At 41.7% G+C, this 22410-nt stretch carries 24 protein-coding genes; 5 read left to right on the plus strand and 19 right to left on the minus strand.

Annotation, left to right across the window (positions count from 1 at the left end; all coding sequences use genetic code 11):
• Nucleotides 1-15: 15 nt before the first annotated feature.
• Genes msrB through N1I80_RS11320 form a run of 5 tightly spaced genes read right to left on the minus strand, consistent with a single transcriptional unit; the run spans nucleotide 16 to nucleotide 3264 of the window.
• Complete coding sequence (msrB, locus tag N1I80_RS11300; RefSeq protein ID WP_340737968.1) at nucleotides 16-441, minus strand: peptide-methionine (R)-S-oxide reductase MsrB; 426 nt, start codon at nucleotides 439-441, stop codon at nucleotides 16-18.
• Nucleotides 438-968, minus strand: coding sequence for a peptide-methionine (S)-S-oxide reductase MsrA (gene msrA, locus N1I80_RS11305; protein ID WP_340737969.1), 531 nt, complete (start codon nucleotides 966-968; stop codon nucleotides 438-440). The genes msrB and msrA overlap by 4 nt, the downstream gene beginning before the upstream one ends.
• Before the next feature lie 12 nt (nucleotides 969-980).
• The gene (locus tag N1I80_RS11310; protein WP_340737970.1) at nucleotides 981-1556 is read right to left on the minus strand and encodes a YpmS family protein; all 576 of its coding nucleotides are present in this window, start codon (nucleotides 1554-1556) and stop codon (nucleotides 981-983) included.
• Nucleotides 1557-1568: 12 nt separating this feature from the next.
• A complete protein-coding gene (locus N1I80_RS11315; protein ID WP_340737971.1) occupies nucleotides 1569-2384 on the minus strand; it encodes a GDSL-type esterase/lipase family protein in 816 nt (271 codons plus the stop codon).
• Between the two features lie 40 nt (nucleotides 2385-2424).
• Nucleotides 2425-3264, minus strand: a complete 840-nt coding sequence (locus tag N1I80_RS11320) for a DegV family protein (RefSeq protein WP_340737972.1) — start codon at nucleotides 3262-3264, stop codon at nucleotides 2425-2427.
• 72 nt (nucleotides 3265-3336) lie between these two features.
• Between N1I80_RS11320 and trhA the strand changes: the two genes are divergently transcribed.
• A complete protein-coding gene (gene trhA, locus N1I80_RS11325) occupies nucleotides 3337-3972 on the plus strand; it encodes a PAQR family membrane homeostasis protein TrhA (protein WP_340737973.1) in 636 nt (211 codons plus the stop codon).
• A gap of 121 nt (nucleotides 3973-4093) precedes the next feature.
• On the opposite strand, the gene N1I80_RS11330 is transcribed toward trhA, so the two are convergent.
• The 14 genes from N1I80_RS11330 to N1I80_RS11395 form a co-directional block, all read right to left on the minus strand.
• On the minus strand, nucleotides 4094-4825 hold the full coding sequence (locus N1I80_RS11330) for a lysophospholipid acyltransferase family protein (RefSeq protein ID WP_340737974.1): 732 nt from the start codon (nucleotides 4823-4825) through the stop codon (nucleotides 4094-4096).
• A gap of 1 nt (nucleotide 4826) precedes the next feature.
• Complete coding sequence (locus N1I80_RS11335; RefSeq protein WP_340737975.1) at nucleotides 4827-5315, minus strand: dihydrofolate reductase; 489 nt, start codon at nucleotides 5313-5315, stop codon at nucleotides 4827-4829.
• Between the two features lie 27 nt (nucleotides 5316-5342).
• Nucleotides 5343-6284 carry a thymidylate synthase gene (locus tag N1I80_RS11340; protein ID WP_340737976.1) on the minus strand — a complete coding sequence of 314 codons (942 nt, stop codon included), beginning with the start codon at nucleotides 6282-6284 and terminating at the stop codon, nucleotides 5343-5345.
• Nucleotides 6285-6365: 81 nt separating this feature from the next.
• On the minus strand, nucleotides 6366-6965 hold the full coding sequence (locus N1I80_RS11345) for a YpjP family protein (protein WP_340737977.1): 600 nt from the start codon (nucleotides 6963-6965) through the stop codon (nucleotides 6366-6368).
• Nucleotides 6966-7302: 337 nt separating this feature from the next.
• Nucleotides 7303-8082 (minus strand): class I SAM-dependent methyltransferase, encoded by a 780-nt coding sequence (locus N1I80_RS11350; protein ID WP_340737978.1) that lies wholly within the window; start codon nucleotides 8080-8082, stop codon nucleotides 7303-7305.
• Nucleotides 8082-8516, minus strand: a complete 435-nt coding sequence (locus tag N1I80_RS11355) for a BrxA/BrxB family bacilliredoxin (RefSeq protein ID WP_340737979.1) — start codon at nucleotides 8514-8516, stop codon at nucleotides 8082-8084. The genes N1I80_RS11350 and N1I80_RS11355 overlap by 1 nt, the downstream gene beginning before the upstream one ends.
• A gap of 321 nt (nucleotides 8517-8837) precedes the next feature.
• On the minus strand, nucleotides 8838-9647 hold the full coding sequence (locus tag N1I80_RS11360) for an N-acetylmuramoyl-L-alanine amidase family protein (protein ID WP_340737980.1): 810 nt from the start codon (nucleotides 9645-9647) through the stop codon (nucleotides 8838-8840).
• 287 nt (nucleotides 9648-9934) lie between these two features.
• On the minus strand, nucleotides 9935-10378 hold the full coding sequence (locus N1I80_RS11365; RefSeq protein WP_340737981.1) for a hypothetical protein: 444 nt from the start codon (nucleotides 10376-10378) through the stop codon (nucleotides 9935-9937).
• A 69-nt stretch (nucleotides 10379-10447) separates the two neighbouring features.
• Nucleotides 10448-11647: a Bcr/CflA family multidrug efflux MFS transporter gene (locus N1I80_RS11370; RefSeq protein ID WP_340737982.1), complete on the minus strand. Its 1200-nt coding sequence runs from the start codon at nucleotides 11645-11647 to the stop codon at nucleotides 10448-10450.
• Between the two features lie 154 nt (nucleotides 11648-11801).
• Complete coding sequence (locus N1I80_RS11375; protein ID WP_340737983.1) at nucleotides 11802-13592, minus strand: polynucleotide kinase; 1791 nt, start codon at nucleotides 13590-13592, stop codon at nucleotides 11802-11804.
• A 24-nt stretch (nucleotides 13593-13616) separates the two neighbouring features.
• Complete coding sequence (locus tag N1I80_RS11380) at nucleotides 13617-14393, minus strand: AAA family ATPase (RefSeq protein ID WP_340737984.1); 777 nt, start codon at nucleotides 14391-14393, stop codon at nucleotides 13617-13619.
• Nucleotides 14390-15751 (minus strand): methyltransferase domain-containing protein, encoded by a 1362-nt coding sequence (locus N1I80_RS11385; protein ID WP_340737985.1) that lies wholly within the window; start codon nucleotides 15749-15751, stop codon nucleotides 14390-14392. Before N1I80_RS11385 ends, N1I80_RS11380 begins: the two co-directional genes overlap by 4 nt.
• 146 nt (nucleotides 15752-15897) lie before the next feature.
• Complete coding sequence (locus tag N1I80_RS11390; RefSeq protein ID WP_340737986.1) at nucleotides 15898-17031, minus strand: virulence factor; 1134 nt, start codon at nucleotides 17029-17031, stop codon at nucleotides 15898-15900.
• 16 nt (nucleotides 17032-17047) lie between these two features.
• The gene (locus tag N1I80_RS11395) at nucleotides 17048-18940 is read right to left on the minus strand and encodes an ABC-F family ATP-binding cassette domain-containing protein (RefSeq protein WP_340737987.1); all 1893 of its coding nucleotides are present in this window, start codon (nucleotides 18938-18940) and stop codon (nucleotides 17048-17050) included.
• A gap of 180 nt (nucleotides 18941-19120) precedes the next feature.
• Between N1I80_RS11395 and N1I80_RS11400 the strand changes: the two genes are divergently transcribed.
• Genes N1I80_RS11400 through N1I80_RS11415 form a run of 4 tightly spaced genes read left to right on the plus strand, consistent with a single transcriptional unit; the run spans nucleotide 19121 to nucleotide 21759 of the window.
• A complete protein-coding gene (locus N1I80_RS11400) occupies nucleotides 19121-19567 on the plus strand; it encodes a LytTR family DNA-binding domain-containing protein (protein WP_340737988.1) in 447 nt (148 codons plus the stop codon).
• Nucleotides 19568-19579: 12 nt separating this feature from the next.
• Entirely contained in the window at nucleotides 19580-19999 is a 420-nt protein-coding gene (locus N1I80_RS11405) for a hypothetical protein (protein ID WP_340737989.1), read from the plus strand.
• Nucleotides 19992-20921: an ABC transporter ATP-binding protein gene (locus N1I80_RS11410; protein WP_340737990.1), complete on the plus strand. Its 930-nt coding sequence runs from the start codon at nucleotides 19992-19994 to the stop codon at nucleotides 20919-20921. The genes N1I80_RS11405 and N1I80_RS11410 overlap by 8 nt, the downstream gene beginning before the upstream one ends.
• Nucleotides 20905-21759 carry an ABC transporter permease gene (locus tag N1I80_RS11415; RefSeq protein WP_340737991.1) on the plus strand — a complete coding sequence of 285 codons (855 nt, stop codon included), beginning with the start codon at nucleotides 20905-20907 and terminating at the stop codon, nucleotides 21757-21759. The genes N1I80_RS11410 and N1I80_RS11415 overlap by 17 nt, the downstream gene beginning before the upstream one ends.
• Nucleotides 21760-22410: the final 651 nt, after the last annotated feature.

Genomic DNA, 22410 nt, shown 5'->3' on the forward strand with positions numbered 1-22410 from the left:
CTATTCATCCCCTCGCTAGTCTAAAAATTGTTGCTTGTACGCCTCATAGCCTTCTATTTCTAAGCGATTGACAGGTATAAAACGTAAAGCTGCCGAATTGATGCAGTATCGGAGTCCATCTTCGCCTGGTCCATCTGGAAATACATGACCGAGATGGGAATCTGCTGTTTTACTACGCACTTCTATCCGACGCATCCCATGACTTGTATCAAAATGCTCGACGACTTCCAATGCTTCGATTGGTTTTGTAAAGCTTGGCCAACCACATCCAGCGTCATATTTATCTTTTGAACTGAATAACGGCTTTCCTGACACAATATCGACATAGATACCTTGTTCATAATGACTATCAAATTCATTGCGGAAAGGCGGTTCTGTGCCACTTTCCTGCGTGACATAATACTGCATGTCCGTTAGTTTCTTTTTCAATTCCTCTTTCATACTTTCTCACCCCAGTTATCCTTTTTGAATTGCTCTCGCCCCGATCCAATTGCGTATCGATTGTAATGCGTAGGGTTTTTCAAGTAATAATCTTGATGCCCTTGTTCTGCCGCGTAAAATGGCTTCGCAGGAAGAATATCCGTTGCAATCAGCTTTGTGAATTTACTCAAAGCATCCAAGTCAAGCTTGGATTGTGTGGCTAATTCCAATTGTTCAGCACTGTGATAATAAATTGCCGTCTGATACGATTCCCCGCGGTCGAAAAACTGTCCACCACTATCGGTCGGATCGATTTGGCGCCAGAAAATGTCCAGCAGCTCACGATATGAAATGATATCATCATCAAATGTGATTTGAACAGCTTCTCGATGGCCCGTTGTGTTTGTACAGACTAGTTCGTAGGATGGATCGGCAATCTCCCCACCAGTATAGCCTGAAACGACGGCAAGAACACCCTCATAACGATGAAACGGTTTCACCATACACCAAAAACAACCTCCTGCAAATGTTGCCACTGATTGGGTCATCTGCAAACCTCCTTAATTTTGTGGAATAATAAGTTCCAAAATAATTTCATCTTCAACTAAGTTAAATGTTTTCGCTCGCACTTGTAAATTACCCGATACAGGAATTTCTGATAAATCAATAAATAGCTCTTCTTCCTTTGGACGAACAGTCATCCAAGGAGGAAGTTTTACAGAGTCCTTTAATACTTTTAAAACGGTTGCAGGCGGTATATTCAATACCCCTATTTCAATCTTCGACAGCTTTAAAATTAAATTGCCGTCTTCTCGTACAATAGGGTCAAAATGCATAATAACCGGGACTGTATATGAAAATAACATCATTTCCGAGAACAGCAACACCTCGTCACCAACTGCCATTGTTACCGGAATCGGCTCGCCTTTCATCGCTTTTCGTATATACGTATTGGCGATTCCTTCCAAATTTTCCTTTGTCGCTCTCACCGTCAAGACATTGTCCGACATATTACGTCTTTCCATATCAGGAAGTGGAACCGATTCAGGAGTACTACTGATCAAAATAATGACCGCAGAAACGGCTGCTGCGACGCCCCCAGCTAGTAAAAAAAATCCTATTTTCCATTTATTCATCGCAATCCACTCCTACATATCCATTTCCCCGTCTGACAGCTCTAACAAACCACATTCTTTCAACTCCTTGAGGTAACGAGCTGCCATTGCATCGTACCCTTTAGCATTCGGGTGAAAGAAATCGGTGTGGTACACCATATTTTCATTGGTATCAAATAAATCAATGACCGGGACAAAGCATGCTTTGTTATCCATAGACGCACGGACTTCAATCGCTTCATTCCAATCATCAATAATATCGACAAATTCATTCGTTTCATTCGTCACAAGCGTGGTCGGGTCATAGAGACCAGCGACAACAATGATAGCATCACTATTCAAAGCACGAATAATCGAGAAGGATTCATCTAACCGATTCTCAAATTTCCCAAGTTCAACATAAAAAGGCTCGACCTTCAAATTAAATAAATTAGCCTTGACGACTTTCATAATATCATTGCCACCAATCGTCAAATAGATCATATCTGCCCTTTTTATAGCTGATTGTATATCTATTTCCCCAAGCTGGTCAATGAGCTGATCACTTCTTCGTCCCCGCTTTGCCAAATTTTCAGCATCGACCTCTTTAACGCCTCGCCAATCATTCATCTGTGTCGTAACCCGGCCAAAATAACCTTCTTTTTTCAGTTCATCTCCAACACCTTGCGTCAACGAATCCCCTAAACCAACCACATGAACCCGTTTCGCGATAAAATACCCTGGGATATCCCATGCCGTAAATGCAATTTCTTGACGTTTCGACAACGATTCTATTGTTTTTACCGACTCTGATTGACAGCCCGCCAACAACAATGAGAAAGCTATCACGATTAGGAATACTCTTCTCATACGTAGCGTTCCCCTTTTCCTCTGTTAAGAATCAATACTATTAGTCTGTATAGTACATAAATCCAATTGCACCCTCACCTGTATGTGTACTAATGACAGGTGTTGCAAATGTCAGTTTGACATCTTTGACCCCTGACTCTTCAATTAGTTTTTTCAATGGCTCTGCCATTGCTAGGCCGTTAACATGTGCAATGCCTACCCCACGGACAATTTTCCCCGTCGTTTCTTCTGTAAATGCTTTAAATAGATGTGCAACTACTTGTTTATGGCTACGTGCTTTGGCGACAGGTGTATAGACACCATCTTGTAGGGTTGCAATCGGTTTAATATTAAGCAACGATCCAATCATCGCTTTTCCTTTCCCGATTCGACCACCTTTTACGAGGTTATCTAGTACATCGACCACAACAAAAAGCGATGTCTTTTTTCGTACTGCGTTCAGATGCGCAACGATTTCAGCAACCGTTTTGCCTTGCTTGGCCATTTCTGCTGCTTCCATCACCTGAAACGATAGCGCATGCGTAATATACATGGAATCGATAACCGTCACATTCGAATCTGTCATTTCAGCAGCTGTCTGAGCAGATTTCACCGTTCCACTCATGCCACCTGTCATATGTAGGGAGATGATTTCACTACCGTCCTCGCCTAGCCGATCATAAAGCTCTTTAAAAACACCTGCTGCCGGCTGTGAACTTTTAGGTAATTCTGCTGACCCCTTCATCATTTCGGCAAATTCTTCAGGTTGAAGATCAACCCCATCAATATATGTTTTACCGTTAATAAGTATCGTTAGCGGGACAACATGGATGCCATACTTTCCAATATCCTCTTTTGTTAACTCCACTGTTGAGTCTGTCACAATATGAACTTTTTTCACAACACACACTCTCCTCTAATAGTAGCAATCCTCAATATATTTTAGTATAGTAAAAAAAAGGAGGTTATTTAATTGACCACTGCTTATGATTTTAAAAATGTACGAGAAGAGCTGTGGAACGCAATCACGCACGGTTTTGGCTTTCTTCTCAGTATACCTGCCCTTGTGTTCTTGATTATTGTAGGTGTGCAGCATGGCACTGCCACTCACGTTGTCAGTTACACTATTTTTGGTGCATCCATGCTGCTCTTATTCCTGATGAGTACGCTGCTCCATAGTATGCCAATTAAATTCAAACGAATCTTTTCCATACTTGATCACTCTGCCATTTACATCCTCATCGCAGGTACCTATACGCCGTTTCTCCTTATCACCATCAAAGGTGTACTTGGCTGGACATTATTCGGTGTCATATGGGGCTTAGCGATTGCTGGTATTTTGTTTAAAGTGTTTTTCATTCATCGATTTGAGTTTGTTTCGCTCATCTTTTACATTGTGATGGGCTGGCTCATTTTGATTGCGATAAAACCTTTATTCATCCAGCTCACAATTGTCGGCTTTGGACTACTAGTTGCCGGTGGTCTGTTGTACACGGTTGGCTCCATCTTTTATGCTTGGAGGAAAATTCCTTACAATCACGCGATTTGGCATATCTTCGTTATGGCAGGCAGTGCTTCGATGTATTTCTGCGTCCTCTTGTATACTTGAGGACGTTTTTTCAATTAGCCTCTGCTCAATAAGGAGGAATGAAGTTCAATTCCTCCCTGTTAAGCCTCCGACGTACAGGACGTACTAGTGCCGACGTGGCGTTTTTGTCGGCCGGCGGATGTCACAAATTTGCCTGCATTGCTTCCACAGCTTGACGAATAAGCGTTTCTGCATGGTCAACAAGCTGCTTTCTGTCCATCCCTTGCACCGTTTCCGCATCAATGGCTGGTAAAACTTCTACCTGAACCTGTGCAGGCCGAATTTTATTGTTGTTCTTTTCCATAATGGCTGAAGTTCCGTAAAGGGCAATTGGAATAACAGGGACTCCCGCATCCTGCGCGATTTTAGCAAATCCCGACTTAAACGCTTGAACACCGGCACCCTTACTACGCGTACCTTCAGGGAAAATAATAATCGAATGACCCTCGCGTAATTTCTCTACAGAGTCTTTCAGTACGTTCATCGCACTCCTTCTATCAGACCTGTCGATAAAGACACAATTCATCTCGTCCATCCAGTCATTGATAATCGGTAATTTCTTCACTTCTACCTTAGATATAAAGCCAAATGGTTTCGGTATCGTAGAAATCAACACAGGAATATCAAAATTCCCTTCATGGTTACTAATCAACAACACTGGACCCGCTGGCAAATGTTCTGTACCTGTTATTGAAATCGTACTTTTCGTTCGTTTCATAATCCCTCTCGCCCATACTTTAGGCGTCTCATCGACATACAAATCCCGCACATCAGGGTCTAACTGACGACTCAATTTCTTCACTTTAATTAGTCTTCTAATCGTAAATGGCAAGTAACCAAAAAGATACGAAAACGTCCGGATTGTTTTCAGCATATTAGTTCAAAGAATTCCTTTCATACACAAGGAATGAATAGGGTATTCCATCTTCTGTAACATAATCTTCTGATGCTGATATAAGATGCCATTTAGGTCCGTACTGAGGGAAAAAAGTATCTCCTTCAAACTCTTTCTGTATATATGTAATGTAAAGGCGATCTGCGATTTCCATTGTCGTCTGAAATATCTCCGCACCACCGATAATCATCACTTCATCAGAAAAAGCTTGTGCTTTTGCAATGGCTTCCTGCAGATCATGAACAACAACAGCACCTTCCACTGTATATGTCTTATTACGTGTGACAATAACATTAAGCCTTCCAGGGAGCGGCCTACCAATCGAGTCAAACGTCTTACGTCCCATCACCATTGCTTTACCCATCGACATCTTTTTAAAATAAGCAAGATCTTCAGGTATATGCCAAGGCAATTCGTTATCTTTCCCAATTACATGGTTTGGATCATGTGCGACAAGTAGTGAAATCATCGATATCTTCCTTTCAAAAATCCTTTTCTATACAGCTATCGGTGCTTTAATCCTCGGGTGTGAGTCATAATTTTCGAGCTCAATATCAGTCGTTGCTAAGTCGAAAATCGATTGTTCCCCGATATTTAATTTCAATGTTGGTAATTTTTTTGGTTCACGTGATAGCTGCTCATTGACCTGATCCATATGATTAGAGTAAATATGTGCATCACCAAGCGTATGGACAAATTCCCCAACACCTAAACCACATTCATGGGCAATCAAATGTACGAGCAATGCATACGATGCAATATTGAAAGGTACACCGAGGAAAATATCTGCACTGCGCTGGTAAAGCTGACACGATAATTTGCCGTCTGCTACGTAAAATTGGAATAATGCATGACATGGCGGCAATGCCATATCTTCTACTTCTGATGGATTCCAAGCCGTTACGATGTGACGTCTAGAATCAGGATTACGTTTAATACCATCGATTAAATTGGCAATCTGATCAATCGTTCCTTCACCCGTCGACCAAGAGCGCCACTGTTTACCATAGACTGGCCCGAGGTCTGCATATTTCTCAGCGAAATCGGCGTCTTCTACTACCCGTTTTTTAAATGCATCCATTTCAATTTTATAACTAACTGCAAATTCTTCATCCATTGCGGCACGACGCCCAAAATCAGTCATATCAGGCCCTGCATATTCGGCACTTTTCACCCACTGTTCGAAGGCCCATTCATCCCAAATTGGATTGCGGTCTTCAATCAGCGTTTTTACATTCGTATCACCTTTTAAAAACCAAAGTAGTTCAGATGAAATTAAACGAAATGCCGTCTTTTTTGTTGTCATCAATGGAAATCCTTCGTTTAAATCGAAGCGCATTTGATAACCAAAGACACTCACCGTCCCCGTACCTGTCCGATCTTCTTTTCTTGTTCCTGTTTCCAGAACATGTTTACATAAATCTAAATACTGCTTCATTCAATTTGCCTCCTTACACATGTGTTTAGTATAGCAAAGAAAATCATAGTAGGATAATAAAAAAACCTCTTAAGTGGTTAGTTACGATAACCACTTAGGAGGCGTATTTTTTGACCAGTAGATATCTCCAATTGAATGATGGGCTACAAATCCGTCATCGGCAATATGGTAATGGAAATTGTAGAAGTAGCCATCTTGTGGACGTTTTTCAGTCCGCACATGAAAACGAATAATATCTTGACCATCTGCTAGATCATAAACATTGAAAATTTTCTCAGCATAGTCGCCCGCTGGTTTTTCAGTAATAGCCAATCGACGCTTATGCAAGTCCCCAGAGCTTTCAAATGTCATCTGGATAGCTTCTTCGATTTTCGGGAAAATAATTTCATCAAATTCATCGGCAATAACCGGTCCAATTTTCGTACCAAATTTCATGTAAGATAATTCTTTTGCAGAAGCAATAAGTGATTCTTCTACTGAGGTAGCTGGCTCTTCCACTTCGTCATAAACATATGAATCTGCTAGGCCAATCGCATAATCAGCACTTTTCGGTGGTTGTTCAGCTTGTTTTGCTTCGTTTTTGTCCTGTAAACTTGTCCAAAATTGGTGATTCGGCGAAATAGCACCGAGTGTTAAGAAGGCAACCGCAACAATAAGTGTTTTCTGTAACCATTTTTTCATAAACTATCACCCGCAATTGTGTATATTTTTAAAACTAGTATACTATCTATTAGACGAAAAGACACTGAAAAGGTTTCTTCTTTGTTACTTTCATTGTACAATAAACCTGTAGATAAATGTACGTTTTTTTAAAGGAGGGTACCCTGATGGATGTAACACTACTTATTGGAATCGGAATGCTCGCATTACTTTTATATTTGAGCTCATTGAATTTCACTCATTAATGTGCTGGGCGCCTGCTTAGATGCGACAAGTCTGAAGCGACTCAAGCATCCGGCGTACGGAGTCCGGACGTAAAAACGCCGTCACCCTCGATTCGAGGACGTGACGGCGTTTTTCATTTTTCAATAATACCAAAATGGAATTTGGTATTCGGTCTAATTTTTTGTTCCATATGAAATTGCTCAAATACCGGCGAATCAAAGCGGTCCTTAATAACAACACATCGCTTACAGACGCGTTTCGCTTGCTCCATCCACTCCTGCGTCAAGAAGCTGTGAACGCCGACTTGTCGCAACGCAGTGAAATTAGTCGATTCCGCAATCGGCACATGAAACATCGGATCCATGTACACAATATCCCAAGACGAATCAGGTTGCTCACGCAAAAATCCGACTGCATCTGCATGGAGTACCTCGATGCGCCTCATCGCTTGTACCAATTGTTCCGACTCAGCCGGAAACGATTGCAAGCCCCGCTTTGTTATAAACGCCACAGCTGAATCCATTTCGACACCCTTCACTTCGCCACAATCACCTGTGATGAAAGAAGCAATGATGCTATCAGAGGCAAGCCCCAGTGTACAATCGAGAAAAGTATCTCCACGCTTCAATTGTGCAACTTCCACTAACGGATCCGTCTCGCCCTTCATCAATCGCTTCAATCGGAAGGCAGCTGAATTAGGATGAAAGAAAAAGGGCTCACCCATGCCAATTCGATATAAATCAAAGCGACCTTTCCCTGCAACGATGACATCCGCCTCATATTCTTGCTGTAAACGGGCAACCGACCGTTTCTTCCGCTCAATAATCGAATAGCCTAAAACTTCTGCGGCTTCCATCGCAAGTTGTTCGGATTGTTCATCAGGTCGACCACCTGTCGTAATAATTGCAGCCATTATTGACAAACTTGTCCAAGTACTTCTGCAAGATGGTCTTTAATTTGTTCCATCTCAAAATTCTCAATCTGTTCCCGAGGGATAAAGTACGCAAGTGCCCCATCTTTCCACAGTGCAATAGAAGGCGAACTTGGAGGCACTTCTGGGAAATAATTGCGCATCGTTTCTGTCGCTTCCTTATCTTGACCCGCAAATACGGTCAATAAATGATCTGGCTTGTGTTCTGCCTCTTGTAAAGCTTCTCTTACCGCTGGCCTTGCAAGACCTGCCGCACATCCGCAAACCGAATTAATAACGACAAGTGCCGTCCCCTCAAGTGCTGCCATCGTTCCTTCAACGTCCTCCGCAGTCGTCAGTTCAGTAAAGCCATTGCTCGAAAGCTCTTCGCGCATCGGTTTCACGATGCCTTTCATATACTCATCGTATGCATTCATGTTTATATCCCCCTATTCATTTAACTTCAAGTAGAGTAATCTTTCTCTTCCAATTCATTCTACCGTGTCTGCGTCAGTTTTTCACTGATTGTTACTTTCTATCAGCAAAAACAGCAGACTACTCATCTGAGCACTGCTGTTTTTTTGATCAAACACACCTTGGCCTGTTTGCGTCCAGATTTTAATTGAGCCAACAGGGGGGAAGGATTGAACTACATCCTTCCTTGTTGGTTACTCAGACGTTGCCGTAGGACGCGGCGAACTTAGTCTGAGTTCCCCTATTCTGCCGGGGTTTGAACTTCTGCTGAATCAAATTAAAACTCACTTTACATCCCCTAATAACCCACGGTCAAGCGCTACAAACAAGATGCCAATTGCATCCGAATTTGTCAATGTTCCTTGCGCTAACCTTTCACGCCACACTGACGATAACGCGCCTTCTTGCTTATTTTCTAGTCGAATTAACACGTCAATTGTTGAATTGATGATGGTTTGCATAGATGGTCGATAGAAGTGATTTTCGCTTTGTTGTCCTACTATGATTGGTATTTCTTCTAGTATGGGTTTCAGCTGTAGCTTAAAATAGACAGCCAGTCCTTCTGCAATAGCTTCACCTTGCGCCTTTAAGTAGTTATCATCACGTAATTTTGTAATATCAGTCGTCGAGTCCATAAAGCCTCCTTCCGTTAAGAATGCCGGCATTGTGGACTCACGTAGCACATGGAAATTAGCCCGCTTCATGCCACGATTGCTAATCCCCATCGCCATGACGACCCGTGGATGTATAGCTCCTGCAATTTCAAGCGATTTTGGATTGGCTGTTGGGTTGTCCATCGTATATGTCTCAATACCACTATGCTGACCCCACTTGCCGTTTAAAGCATTGTGATGAATAGAAGCATAGACATCCGCCTGCCATTCGTTTGCCAGTGTAGTCCGTGTTGTCAAGGGGACATCCGTTTTCCCCGTTGGATCATCAACACGAAGAATCTCCACACCTTTGTATGTCTGTAGTTTAGCTATCGCATAGAGAGCCACTTTATTATTAAACGACCACTCCCGTTCGTCATCTGGCGAACGCTTGCCAGGTGTATTAAATCCATGTCCTGCGTCGATTACGATTTTAACCATCTTCAAGCACCTCCTTTCTCTCTCTGTTGGATAAAAAAGTATCCCCACAAATACTTTTTCTCTATATCCTATTCACGCAGTCTTTTCCCAAAGCGGCACTTGTCCTTTTTAACTAAAATCAATTACGCCTCGGCGTAATTGCGTCCAAAGTTTTTAATTGCGCAAGCGCAATTAACTCCTTTTCAAAATTTGTGACATCCGCCGGAGGCTTAACTAGAATCAGTAGGGAATTTGATCTTCCTACTGATTCTAGTTAAAGACATCTACAAGCACAAGGCTTCTAGATGTCATATCATTCTACTCATCTTCGTCTTATCAAAAGGCAAGCCAATACGCTTTCGATAAAAATTAAAATTATGTTCAACATGCGTCAATAACTTCTTATTTTTATCAAATAACTTTAAACTTTCCTCATAATGCTCCCATCTCACTTCTTTTTTCAATGAATACATAATCGAGTTTAAATGAGGATCTATCAATTCATAGTTGTTCTTCATAATGTCCTCAATTTCAAAGAGCATTTCTTTTGTAATACCGTCATAACCATCTCCTGGGACAGTAGCCGCAACAAGTATTTTTAAGATTGGGGTATAAACATTTCTCAAAATTTCCGTTGTATATTTCACAGATTCATTGCGAACTTCCTGTCTTAATTGAAAATGGTAATTAAAAAAGCTTGTAATGACAATCGTAATGGATGAGCTAACTAAAGCTATCATGACTTCTCGCAATTTCAATCACATCCTTATGCTCCATTCTATTCAAAAAGCCGCCTACTCAATTGAGCAAGCGGCTGTCTTTTAGTTTTCTTTCAGGGTTTTTCTCGCTAATCCAACATAGGCAAAAACTGCGATTAAACTTGCGGTGAAGATGATAACCCCCATCGGGACTGCTGTTTCTTCGCCCGCTATTCCTACAAGTGGCGCTGTAATCGAGCCGAGAATGAAAGGCAGTAATCCGAGTAATGCGGAAGCACTTCCCGCAATATGGCCTTGTGATTCCATCGCCAATGAGAAGGACGATGTTGAAATGACGCCGATTGAAGCAACAAAAAAGAAAATTGGAACTACAATCGTAATTAGCGGTCCATGTAACAAAACTGCGAAGAGTAGCACCGTACCTGAAGTAATCGACATCAACAAACCGATTTCCAAAAATTGCTTTTCAGATAACACACTTGTTAGTCGTCCCACCGTTTGTGTTCCCAATATGAGTCCGAGTCCATTCATCCCAAATAGTAAACTAAAGGTCTGCGGAGAAACCCCATAAATATTTTGATAGACAAACGGTGTCCCCGCAACGTAGGCAAATATCCCCGCCATGATGAAACCTTGCGCCAATGCAAAGCCCATGAACTGTCGATTTTTAAGTAGGGACAGAAAATTTCTCAATGTATTCGATATGCTGCTTGGGACTCGCATTTGCACTGGCAATGTTTCGTCCATTCTCCACAAAACAACGACAAATAGTAGAAAACCGATTGCACTCAATACAGCAAATATACCTGTCCAGTCCGTGAAAGCAAGAATTCCACCACCAAAAATCGGGGCAAGGATAGGCGCTAAGTTATTGATCAGCATAAGCAGGGCAAAAAACTTCGTCAGTTCCCTTCCACTATAAACATCCCGAACAACCGCTCTTGAAATGACAATTCCTGCTGACGCCGCAAACCCCTGCATAAAACGTGCAGCTATAAAAAATTCAATCGTCGGCGCAATGACACATAAAAAAGATGCAACAAAATAAACGGCGAGCCCAATTAGTAACGGCTTCTTGCGTCCATGTACATCACTCATCGGTCCAAGTACGAGCTGACCTAAGCCAATTCCTAACAGACAAGCAGTTAAGCTAATCTGCACGAAGGATGCCGTTGTGTCAAAAGCACCTACAATTGCAGGAAATGATGGCAAATACATATCGATGGATAAGGGCCCCATTGCAGCTAGCGTTCCAAGTAATATCGCAAAACGAAATCTTTTTGATCCTGTGACTGGTTTCATTAGCTAAAAACAACCTTTCTATATGTACAGCATAATTCACTTACTCTACCACCAAAATGTTCAATAGGAAAGAAGACTGATTCACAACGTCATATGTGTTGTGAAGCAGTCTCCATTTAACATAGACCAACATGTAACCTACGCACCCAACTACTTATAATCTAGGGTCTACCGGATCCGATTCTAACGCTAGCGTTGCAAGAACGCATTCATGCACGCGTTCGATCGATTCTCTATCGACAAAGCGTTGGATACCTTCGATCCCTAATGCAAATTCTTTTAATGCGAGCTTCTGTTTTTTGCCAGTGTTACGTTTTTTCAACCGTTCAAGATTAGCTGGCGCTAAATAATCCATCCCGTAAATAATGTGTAAATATTTGCGACCTCTCACTTTAATGGCAGGCTGCACAAGTTTCCCATTCTGGGTCGCAATAAAAAATTCCGGTTTAATGACGATCCCTTCATGTCCTTCTGCTGTCATCTCTTCCCACCAAGTAATGACTTCCTGTTCGCTAGCTGCATCCGAAATGACTTTGAATTTCGTTGAAACAAAGAAAGAAGAATCTACTGCGAACTCCTTGTTCATATCCATATGCCATGTATGCGATTTGTCGAAAAAGGTTTCATTACTATGCGCTAATACGTGGAACGGTGCAATTTGAATGGCTTTCGCACCATCCGTGTCCCAACAATATTTCTGAAAAACGTCTTTAAACGTTTTCGCATTATTGACCTTGCCTATTACCTCTTCCAACCATCTATCCAAGTCCTCATTGTCACCTGCAACAGCTTCCAATTTCTCTTTCAGCTTCGCCCGGTCAAGGATTGCATTTTCCGCAACGTGAGCATATTGCCCGCTAATCAATTCTTTTGCTTTTAAATTCCACGGCATGATTTCCGCATCGAGTAGCACATAATCCGTCTGGTACTTTTCAAAATACCCTTTGTTCACTAGCTCTTCGTTCAGATTCAAAACGATTTCAGCTTCTGTTATTTTATCAAAAAAACGTCTGCCCGTTCTTGTATAAATGACACCAAGCGTTTCGGAGCCGACTGCCTTTTTTGCTGATTCCACATCTTTGAATAGCAATAATACAGCTCGGCTACCCATATGCTTTTTCTCAGCAATCATTGTATGAATGCCATGATTTCTATAATAATCAATAGCTTCTTTCGGATGTTCCAAATAACCAGGTTGTGATGAGGTGAGAGGAGTCGGGCTCATCGTCGGTGGAATATAAAGTAATTGCTCAATGGGCACCGTATAATGTGAGACCGTATCAATTGCAGGCTTCACAATATCCTGATGGGCTTTCACTTCACCAAGTTGCTCCGTTCGAACAGCATAACCGTTAATGAATTTGCCAATATTCGGTGAGGCTAACCTTTTTTCTTCCCACTCTTTCAGCGGATTATCTATAACTCCAGAATAATCAGCCAACGCTGTCACGGAAACAAATTCTTTTTCCGGATAACGATAAGCCGTTAATTTACCGCCAAACACAACACCTTGATCGATATTGACCGTGTTATTGATGACAAGTGGCTGCGGTTTAGGATCATGCCCCCAAATGATGAGCGCACTTCCCTTATGATGGATTGTCCAATCTTTACGCGTAGGTTTGCCGTGTTCAGTAACGCCATCTGTATCTCCATAGCGACAGAAATCCTGGACCTTGGGAGATTGCTTGCCAATGAATTCATCTCGAATGCCTGCATGTGTACAAACAGCAGTCTGCACACCATTTTTCATTAATACATAATGACTTGGTGCTTGCAAAAGGAAGTCTTTCAATGATTCTTTCATGGCCAATGCTTGCTCCACTCCGTACTTCACCTCATACGTCTGCAATTCCGCCTCGACCTTTTCATCACCATGATGCAGTGTCACATTCCGTCCATCGAGCCAGCGCGCGATCTTCCATCCATGGTTACTGTCAATCATATACGCCAAACCTTTTTCAACATGCTACTGGAAAAATAACATCGTCTGCAATGATTTCGGTCCCCTGCTCATGACATCACCGAGCGACAAGAAAACTCGCCCTTGCGGATGAACGAGCAAGCCCTCGCTATTTTTTTCGTAGCCTAGCTTAAGAAGAAGTGTAATCATCTCGTCATAGCAGCCATGGATGTCGCCAATGATGTCAATTCCGTGTCCAACGTCTATCAACAACGGATTGTCTCGTCTCACACATTCAATCTCTGCTAGACCATCTGTGACATAAACGGATGTAAAGCCATCTTTCTTTATGAAGCGCTTCTCTCGCTTAAATGTTTGAAGTTGCTGCTTCACACGTCGTTTTCCACGTGGATTGTTCCGTTGCTCATCGCGTTCAAGCAATGTCTCTTGCGGCACATCCATAACAATCGCTATGGCTGGAACGTTGTGTTTCTTTGCAAGCGCGATATATTTTTTACGGTCATCGGGATAGAGGTGAGTCGCATCGATGAATGTCACTTTATTCAGCCTGCATCTGGCTTCTACAACGTGATCCATCATGCTAAATGCTTCCGCAGAAATTGCCTGGTATTCATCCACCAGACTGTCCGCTTCATCTTTCGGTCGTTCTGACCAGCCGATAAACTCCTTATCTCCAACGATTGCTCGATATGCATCTGAACTAATCACTTCGGATGCTAAGATTTTCTGCTCTTCAATCCATTGATTTAATAACGTCGTTTTCCCACTATTAGAAACACCGACAAGTAACACAAGTCCGGCGTATGGAATGGTGACTTTCATTCAACCTCCTCCTTCCTGACGAACGTGCACATTTGTGTCGGGTAACCAAAAGCTTCATGCATTTCTCCAATGCCCTCAAATGTTAGCTTATACTTTCCAGACTGATTTCTGCCTGCACACCATTGCTCGAATTCATCTCTTGTCCATTCAAACCGGTGATCACTATGACGCTTGGCATCCTGCATCTCGTAAACTGCATTATATTCTTGGTTCGGCGTCGTGATTATCAAGACATTCGGTCTATAGTCATCCAACAGGAGGTCCATAACTTTCGGTAGCCGTTCCTCATCGATATGTTCAATGACTTCACATAAAATGATAATGTCCCTGTCTTTTAACCGTTCATCATAATAAAACAGTGATCCCCACATTGGTGTAGGTTCAACAAATCCCTCTTTATTTATCACATTTTCAAATTGCTTCATCGCTTTCAACGATGCTGTTTCCGATGGCTCCACCGCAAGAATCTCCTGAACCCCTTTGACAAAGCCCAATCGAACCGCTAATTTCCCCTCACCGGAACCAAAGTCGACAATCGATTTCTTCATCGGTAAACCACTGACCACTTCAACAATTTTTTCATAGCGCAACTCATTCAAACGTACTTTTTCGGTGGTGACTTCTTTCACTAAATGATGATTGTCGGCGGGTTCTTCCATAAGACTATACACTTCCTTAAAGCGCAGCGCCTTACGAATAATAAATTCTCTTTCCGGATGGTCATCAAGCCAGCCTTCACCATACCTTTTTATCTTTTCAACTTCACTTTCATCAATGAAGTAATGCTTATAGTTATCCATAACAGGAATGAGCAAAAATAATTGTTGAAGCCCTTTTTGGAGCGTTACATTCCCTATAAGCGTTAGAAAACGTGCTGTACTTTTTGTCTTCATCTTAAAAGCATAGTCTGTTTCACCGTACTCGATGCCAACCACATATCCTAAAGATTCGAAAAGCCCCCGAATTTGCTCGTCAGATAAATCTGAAACGACAGGCCCAAAGTTAAATTCGAAATCAAATGGCTGTTTGACCCATTCCATATAGTCGTCTTTTGGTTGACCATTTAATGCCGTTCCTAACGCCGAACGAATAAGCGAGATGAAAATACTACTCACCGCAAATTCCCGGTCATTAATGTAATGGGTAATATCATATGCATTCGACGATTGATTCATAAGCGCAAGGGGGTCGGGTACTACAAAGACTGTCATCTCAAGTGCTGTGTCCGTAAATTGACTATAAAACATTCGTATGGAATGTCCTTTATGATTTCTCTCATATAGATTATTCGGGTTTTTAGCAAGCAAATAGGAAATAACTTGCACATTCTCCCCAGTGGCTCTAATGGTTAATTGCATGGCGATCCCTCTTTCCTTAGCTTCAATCAAATACGCCGGCGGCTTAACTTCATGCAGCCGGGATTTGAACCCCGGCTGCATGAAGTTAAAAAGCTTTCGGTGCTACCAAATTAGGTTGCTCCGAAAGCGATAGTTTCACACCATTGTTATTCTTTTGGCAATGCCATCCGTGCTTCTGTCATCTGTTTCCAAACAGACCCTTTGGCATCTTCGCCTTCTGCAATACGTGCAATAGCCATGCGGATTTGGAGCTTCACTTCAAACTCAGCATCATTTTCAGCATCTTTCAACGCGGGTAGCGCTGTTTCAGTTCCTGTTTCATAAAGGAACATTGCTGCACGCCAGCGGACTAATTTATTTTTATCATTCAATGCTTCGATAGCCGCATTTTCAAAGCCTTCAAAGCCTAGGTCACTCATACAATCTCCCGCTGTTCGGCGCACTGCCCAACTCTTGTCTTTCAGCGCTCGCTCGACGTAAGGAATAACTGCCTCATCTTCAATCATGCCCAAGTAAACCGTTGCAAGTCGTCTAATCGACATCTTATCGTCCTCCAGTGCCTTGCCGAGAAGTGGCGCATCAGACATATCTGGATCTGGCATTTGGTCGAGCAATTGGAATCTTGTTTCCCATTCATCTACTAAAAATTCCTCAAGTGAAACTTTTCTTCCGCGCTGTGATACTTCCGCTTGCCCCTCATTCGCCTGGCGGATAATTTCCTGCAACCGTTCCTCAGGATAGGCCGCTTCAATTTCTTGGATAACGGTTTCACCGATTTCAGCTTTTTCTCCGTAACGAATGCCGTAATCAGCCCATTTACGCAGTAAAATATAGTTTTCAACTTCTGTACTATGCACAGCTTCCATCGCTTTCACGAATCGTTCACTGAGACCGAAACGTTCCTCAGAAGCACTATCGAACACTTTCACTTGAAGTGGAACATCTTTATACGTTTGCACATGCACATACACTTCGCCGTAACTATCGTCCAGTTCTACTTCAGCTTCCGTTTCTGCGCCTTGCTCTTCATTGAAAACTGCTTGGACCTCTGCAAGAATCGATTCCCAAGCAACATTACCAATTCGTTCAACGGCCATAAAATTCATGACATGGTAAATCCCTTTAATCCCTGTAATGTTCAATAGTGCAGCTACTAGATGTGGTGCTGTCGCAGCATCCTCTTTTTTATAATTAAGCCCCGTACCTTTTGGCAACTCCGTGTCGAGTACAATTTTCATGGAGTTCGGACTCGGTGTTGGTTCAATCGTTACAATATTCACTTGTGTAGCCCCCTTATTAAGATTCAACTAGTTCTTGTAAATAAGTCCAACGTTCCACCAATGTTTCATATTTAGCATTTAATTCATCAAGTGTGTCGGTTAATATCCTTAGTTTATCGTAATCGGAGCCAGCAGTGGCCATTTCTGCCTCAGTTGTTTCAATAGCGGTTTCGACTTTTTCAATATCCGCATCAATCGTTTCCCATTCCTTTTTTTCGGCATAGGACATTTTTTTCTTTGGCTGCTGTGGTATCGGCGTAGGTTCTGGTGTTGCAACTTCTGCAACAGGCTTCGGCTGCACTACTTCAGGGGCTACATACGTTTCCAAGAAGTCCGTGTAGATGCCGAACCATGTGTCAACATTGCCAGAGCCATCCATTACCCATAATTTAGTTGACGTACGATCTAAGAAGAAGCGATCATGCGAAATGGTGATGACAACGCCTGGAAATGTGTCGATGAACGTTTCCAAAACAGACAGCGTCTCAAGATCGAGGTCATTGGTCGGCTCATCCAAAATCATGACGTTCGGCTGTTCCATTAACAATTTTAAGAGGTAAAGGCGTTTACGTTCCCCACCCGATAATTTACCAATTGGCGTACCATGTGCTCTCGTTGGGAATAAAAAGCGTTCCAGCATTTGCGAAGCTGAAATACGCACACCATCCGCATCTTCAATATCATTTGACGTATCTTGAATATATTCGATAATCCTTTTCTTCTCATCCATTAATGGTGTATGTTGTTGGAAGTGAGCAACTTTTACTGTTGTTCCAACATCAATAACGCCGCTATCTGGTTCAGTTTTCCCGGAAAGCATATTCAATAATGTCGTTTTCCCAGCCCCGTTAGGTCCAACAACCGCAATACGGTCACCTGATTGTAGGATACTAGAGAAATTATCAATGATTGTTCGGCCATCAAATGATTTTGAAATACCAATCGCTTCGATAACCTTCTTCCCTAAACGCGTTGACTTCAGCGCAACGTCCATTTCTCCAACACTATCTTCTTTTTTCACTTTCTCTGCTAATTCATCGAAGCGGCCAATTCGCGCTTTTTGCTTCGTCGATCTCGCTTTCGCGCCGCGACGAATCCATTTCAATTCAGAACGATACTGATTGCGTAACTTATCGTCTGACGATGCGGCCATTTCCGCACGAATTGCTTTCGCTTCAAGATAATTTCCGTAGTTACCTGTATGTGCATACAACGTTTTATCTGCTAATTCATAAATATTGGTCGATAATTCATCTAAAAAGTAGCGGTCATGCGTGACAAAAATGACAGCCCCTTGTTCGTTTTTCAAGTAATCAGACAGCCACATGATAGAATCAACATCGAGATGGTTGGTCGGCTCATCGAGTAGCAATAGATCGGCAGGCTCAATGAGGACTTTTGCCAATGCGACACGCTTTTTCTGTCCGCCTGACAACTCACCGACCTTCTTATCAAATGTCTCAATACCTAGCTTCGATAAAATCGTTCGTGCTTTCGAGTTAATATCCCAGCCAGATAAATCATCCATCTGATTTTGGAATTTTGAGTATTGGTCTTGATTATGTGACGATTCAGGATCTGCCGACAAAGCCTGCAATGCATGCTCATACTCCAAATTGACCTTGATAATCGGTGCATCACTCATGAACACTGTTTCCATCACAGTCAATTGTGGATCGAATTCGGGCTCTTGTGGTAAATAAACAATGCGATATCTGTTCGGATGGTCCGTCGAAATCGAATCTGCTTCTTCGACACCTGCAAGGATAGACAGTAACGTCGACTTCCCTGTTCCATTAATACCTAGCAAACCTACTTTTTCTCCGCTGACAACCGTAAACGCTATATCTTTAAACAATGTTTTCTCCCCAACGGTCTTCGTAAGGTTTTCAATAATCAATTGACTCATAACAACACTTCCATTTCTAATAACTGCATGGTTCTATCATAGCCGATTTCACTCTATTTTTAAAAGGGTATGTCCTATTCCTTGCAACTTACAGTATGAAAAATGTAGGTTACGCAAAATGCATTGTTCTGACTTCCCTCAAATGGTACGATTCTATCCATAAGATTCCAACTGAAGGATGTGAGTATCATTCGTGTAACAATTAATGAATCTAAGAAGTATGAAGAGGCTGAAATTATTATCAATTGTCCACATATTGATAGTCAGCTAGAACGAATCATCAAACAGATCCACCAAATAAGCATTACATTAATCGGGACAAGAGAGGGACGTACATACTCGCTTCTTGTAGATGACCTTTATTATATCGAAACAATTGATAATCAAACTTTTATTTACACGGAAATAGAAGTGTATGCATGCGATTTGAAGCTGTATGAGATTGAACAAAAATTAAGCGAGACACATTTTATTCGTGTTAGTAAGAACCTAATTGTCAATACAACACATATTGATAATGTTCGTGCATTGCTTAATGGCAAGTTTGAAGCGTCTTTGACAAATAGAGAAAAAGTAATCGTCAATAGACATTACGTAAAAGCTTTCAAAGAAAAATTTTTATCATAAGGAGGAAACCATATGACCATATTGAAACATTACATATCTACAAGCTGTATTTCATTCACATTCAGCTGTCTATTTTACCTGCTCTTTAGTTTGTTAACTATTTTTCCCCCTATGAATGAAGCACTGATTATTCATATGCTGGTTATTTCAATTAGCATCAACTGTTTGATTTTTTTTACACATCGGTTACCTATTCAGAATTCTCTTCTTTTGCGATTCATCGAATTACTAGATGTCATCATTGTTCTGCTTGTCGCCGGTGCACTATTTAATATTTTCCCATTCACTTGGCACGTGACAACCTTCGTTGTAGCGACCGGGTTCTTGACCTATATTATCGTCATCATTGTTGTATTTATGGGGAACCAAAAGAGCGCTACAGAAATTAACGCTGCCATTGCACGTAAAAAAGGGGGTTCCTCTATTGGTTAACATTATTGAGGTAAATGGGTTATCTAAGTCATTTGGAAAAGTAAAAGCTGTCAACGACATCAGTTTCTATGTAGAAGAAGGTTCCCTCTTTTCTTTTTTAGGCACGAATGGTGCTGGTAAATCAACAACCATTTCAATCCTTTTGACGCTTCTTCAGCAAGACAAAGGTCATGTCATTGTCAATGGGTATACCGTTGGCAAGCACGACCAAGCCATTCGCCAAGAAATCGGCGTTGTATTTCAAGATAGCTTGCTTGATCCTTTATTGACCGTCAAAGAAAATTTAGCAATTCGAGCATCTTTTTATGGAATGACGAGACAAGAGCGCAACGCGGCGATTCACCGTGTCATGAAAGTCGTAGAAGTAGCCTCATTATCAGACCGTCCATATGGAAAATTATCGGGCGGACAAAAACGGCGAGTTGATATTGCTCGTGCGCTCATTCACAAACCAAACATCTTAATACTGGACGAACCAACAACAGGGCTCGATCCAGAAAGTCGAAAAAACATTTGGTCAACCATCCAACAACTGCAAAAAGATACAGGCATGACCGTTTTTTTAACGACACATTATATTGAAGAAGCAGCAAACTCACATTATGTCGTCGTGATGAAAGAAGGTCGCATTGTTGCGAAAGGAACGCCGGAGCAATTGAAAAATAACTATTCTGCACATCTACTCACCATTACAACGGCTCAAGCAGATGAACTGCGAAGCTTACTAGTAGCCGATGGACTCGACTTCAAAGAAGAAATGTCACTTTTCCATCTCCCCCTTAGTCAAACGACTGATGCAATACCGATTTTAGCGAAATTCACGCCTTTCATTTCTTCTTTTGAAGTGAAGAAATCCAGTTTGGATGACGTATTTATCGCCATTAATGGAAAGGCTGTGAATCATAATGCTGGCATTCGCTAAACGAAATATTTTATTATACTTTCGAGATAAAGCCACTGTCTTTTTCTCATTGCTTGCAGTCATTATTCTCGTCGCTTTATACGTGTTATTTCTAGGTGATATGACAGCCAAGCAATTACCTGACTTCCCTGAGAAAAAAGCATTGCTCATGTCGTGGTTCATCGCTGGGATGCTTGCCGTAACTTCGATGACAACGACGCTTGCCTCTTTCGGGATTCTAGTCGATGATCGAGCGAATAAAACCTATATGGACTTTTATTCATCGCCTATTTCTCGGGCAAAATTAGTGGGTGGTTATATTTTGAGCGCGCTAACAATAGGTTTCCTCATGTGCCTGGTCACACTGATTGCATCGAATATCTTTCTTGTTATATCCGGAGAAACGATGTTGTCGTTCGGGAAAATGATCGTAGCAAGTGGTGTGGTCATCTTAGCTGTGTTGGCGAGCGCATCAATGGTTCTCTTTTTAGTTTCTTTTTTCAAAACCTCCAATGCCTTTGCCGCCGCAAGCACAGTCATCGGAACACTGCTTGGCTTTTTAGCTGGTATTTATATTCCAATTGGGAGCTTACCTGACTATTTGCAAACAATCGTCAAGTTATTCCCCGTATCCCATTCGGCGGCACTGTTTCGACAAGTACTTATGGAAATGCCTTTGATGAATTCATTTACCAATGCTCCTTTGGAAATAAAGGAAGCCTTCCTATTCAATATGGGCGTATTTTATAAGTTAAATGGTGAAAAATCGTCAACACTATTCAGTGTTTTCTATCTTGTTGCGACGACACTCGTATTTTTTGGACTGTCATTGTTGGTTATGAAAAGAAAAAACAAATGAAAAACAAGCTTGCTGTGCTAGAATTTCTCCTTGGCATAAGCAGGCTTTTTTCCACGTCTGTTGATTAACCCAAAAATAACTTAATCAAACGCTTGGCACTCTGTGTATAGTAGCTTTGGTTTCGCTTTAGATTGAACGACCTCTATACTATTACCAGGCTGTTCTTTATGTATAGGGATGGTGGTCGTTCATCCGTCGCTCTCCAAAAACACTTATACACAAAGTGCTAATGCTTTTAGGGAAGAAAGAATAGCTGGCTTTTTACCTGGATAAAAGCCGCCAAAGATACAATTTTGGCGGCTGAAGCTTTTACCATGGTCCTTCTCACTGTTATTTTAGGAAGTATTACATTCTTATAAAACTTGCTAAAAGTAAAGTGGGAGCACCTTATACAAAGTGCAAGTGTGCCCGAAATTGCATCTTCGGGCACTTACACTCTATAGAAAGTCATCTATTCTTTTTTTGCCAAGCAACTGCATTTTTCACTTGAACGTTGTAGGTACGCGACAGGTAACTAGTCATCCTTGCTCCTGGGGGAGGAAGGAACTGCAATTCCTCCTTGGTAATGATGTCTTGATTATTTCGCCGAAAGCGAACCGGAAATGATCTAGTGAAAAAGGTGGTTTTCAAGCTTTTTTCACCGGTATATTA

Origin of the sequence: Sporosarcina sp. FSL K6-3457, assembly GCF_038007285.1 — a bacterium.
Taxonomy (GTDB): Bacteria; Bacillota; Bacilli; order Bacillales_A; family Planococcaceae; genus Sporosarcina.

Coding starts and splice junctions, on each gene's coding strand:
- msrB (WP_340737968.1), bottom strand. CDS start 441: ATGAAAGAGGAATTGAAAAAGAAACTAACGGACATGCAGTATTATGTC.
- msrA (WP_340737969.1), bottom strand. CDS start 968: ATGACCCAATCAGTGGCAACATTTGCAGGAGGTTGTTTTTGGTGTATG.
- N1I80_RS11310 (WP_340737970.1), bottom strand. CDS start 1,556: ATGAATAAATGGAAAATAGGATTTTTTTTACTAGCTGGGGGCGTCGCA.
- N1I80_RS11315 (WP_340737971.1), bottom strand. CDS start 2,384: ATGAGAAGAGTATTCCTAATCGTGATAGCTTTCTCATTGTTGTTGGCG.
- N1I80_RS11330 (WP_340737974.1), bottom strand. CDS start 4,825: ATGCTGAAAACAATCCGGACGTTTTCGTATCTTTTTGGTTACTTGCCA.
- N1I80_RS11335 (WP_340737975.1), bottom strand. CDS start 5,315: ATGATTTCACTACTTGTCGCACATGATCCAAACCATGTAATTGGGAAA.
- N1I80_RS11340 (WP_340737976.1), bottom strand. CDS start 6,284: ATGAAGCAGTATTTAGATTTATGTAAACATGTTCTGGAAACAGGAACA.
- N1I80_RS11345 (WP_340737977.1), bottom strand. CDS start 6,965: ATGAAAAAATGGTTACAGAAAACACTTATTGTTGCGGTTGCCTTCTTA.
- N1I80_RS11350 (WP_340737978.1), bottom strand. CDS start 8,082: ATGGCTGCAATTATTACGACAGGTGGTCGACCTGATGAACAATCCGAA.
- N1I80_RS11355 (WP_340737979.1), bottom strand. CDS start 8,516: ATGAATGCATACGATGAGTATATGAAAGGCATCGTGAAACCGATGCGC.
- N1I80_RS11360 (WP_340737980.1), bottom strand. CDS start 9,647: ATGGTTAAAATCGTAATCGACGCAGGACATGGATTTAATACACCTGGC.
- N1I80_RS11370 (WP_340737982.1), bottom strand. CDS start 11,647: ATGAAACCAGTCACAGGATCAAAAAGATTTCGTTTTGCGATATTACTT.
- N1I80_RS11375 (WP_340737983.1), bottom strand. CDS start 13,592: ATGATTGACAGTAACCATGGATGGAAGATCGCGCGCTGGCTCGATGGA.
- N1I80_RS11380 (WP_340737984.1), bottom strand. CDS start 14,393: ATGAAAGTCACCATTCCATACGCCGGACTTGTGTTACTTGTCGGTGTT.
- N1I80_RS11385 (WP_340737985.1), bottom strand. CDS start 15,751: ATGCAATTAACCATTAGAGCCACTGGGGAGAATGTGCAAGTTATTTCC.
- N1I80_RS11395 (WP_340737987.1), bottom strand. CDS start 18,940: ATGAGTCAATTGATTATTGAAAACCTTACGAAGACCGTTGGGGAGAAA.
- N1I80_RS11405 (WP_340737989.1), top strand. CDS start 19,580: ATGACCATATTGAAACATTACATATCTACAAGCTGTATTTCATTCACA.
- N1I80_RS11415 (WP_340737991.1), top strand. CDS start 20,905: ATGCTGGCATTCGCTAAACGAAATATTTTATTATACTTTCGAGATAAA.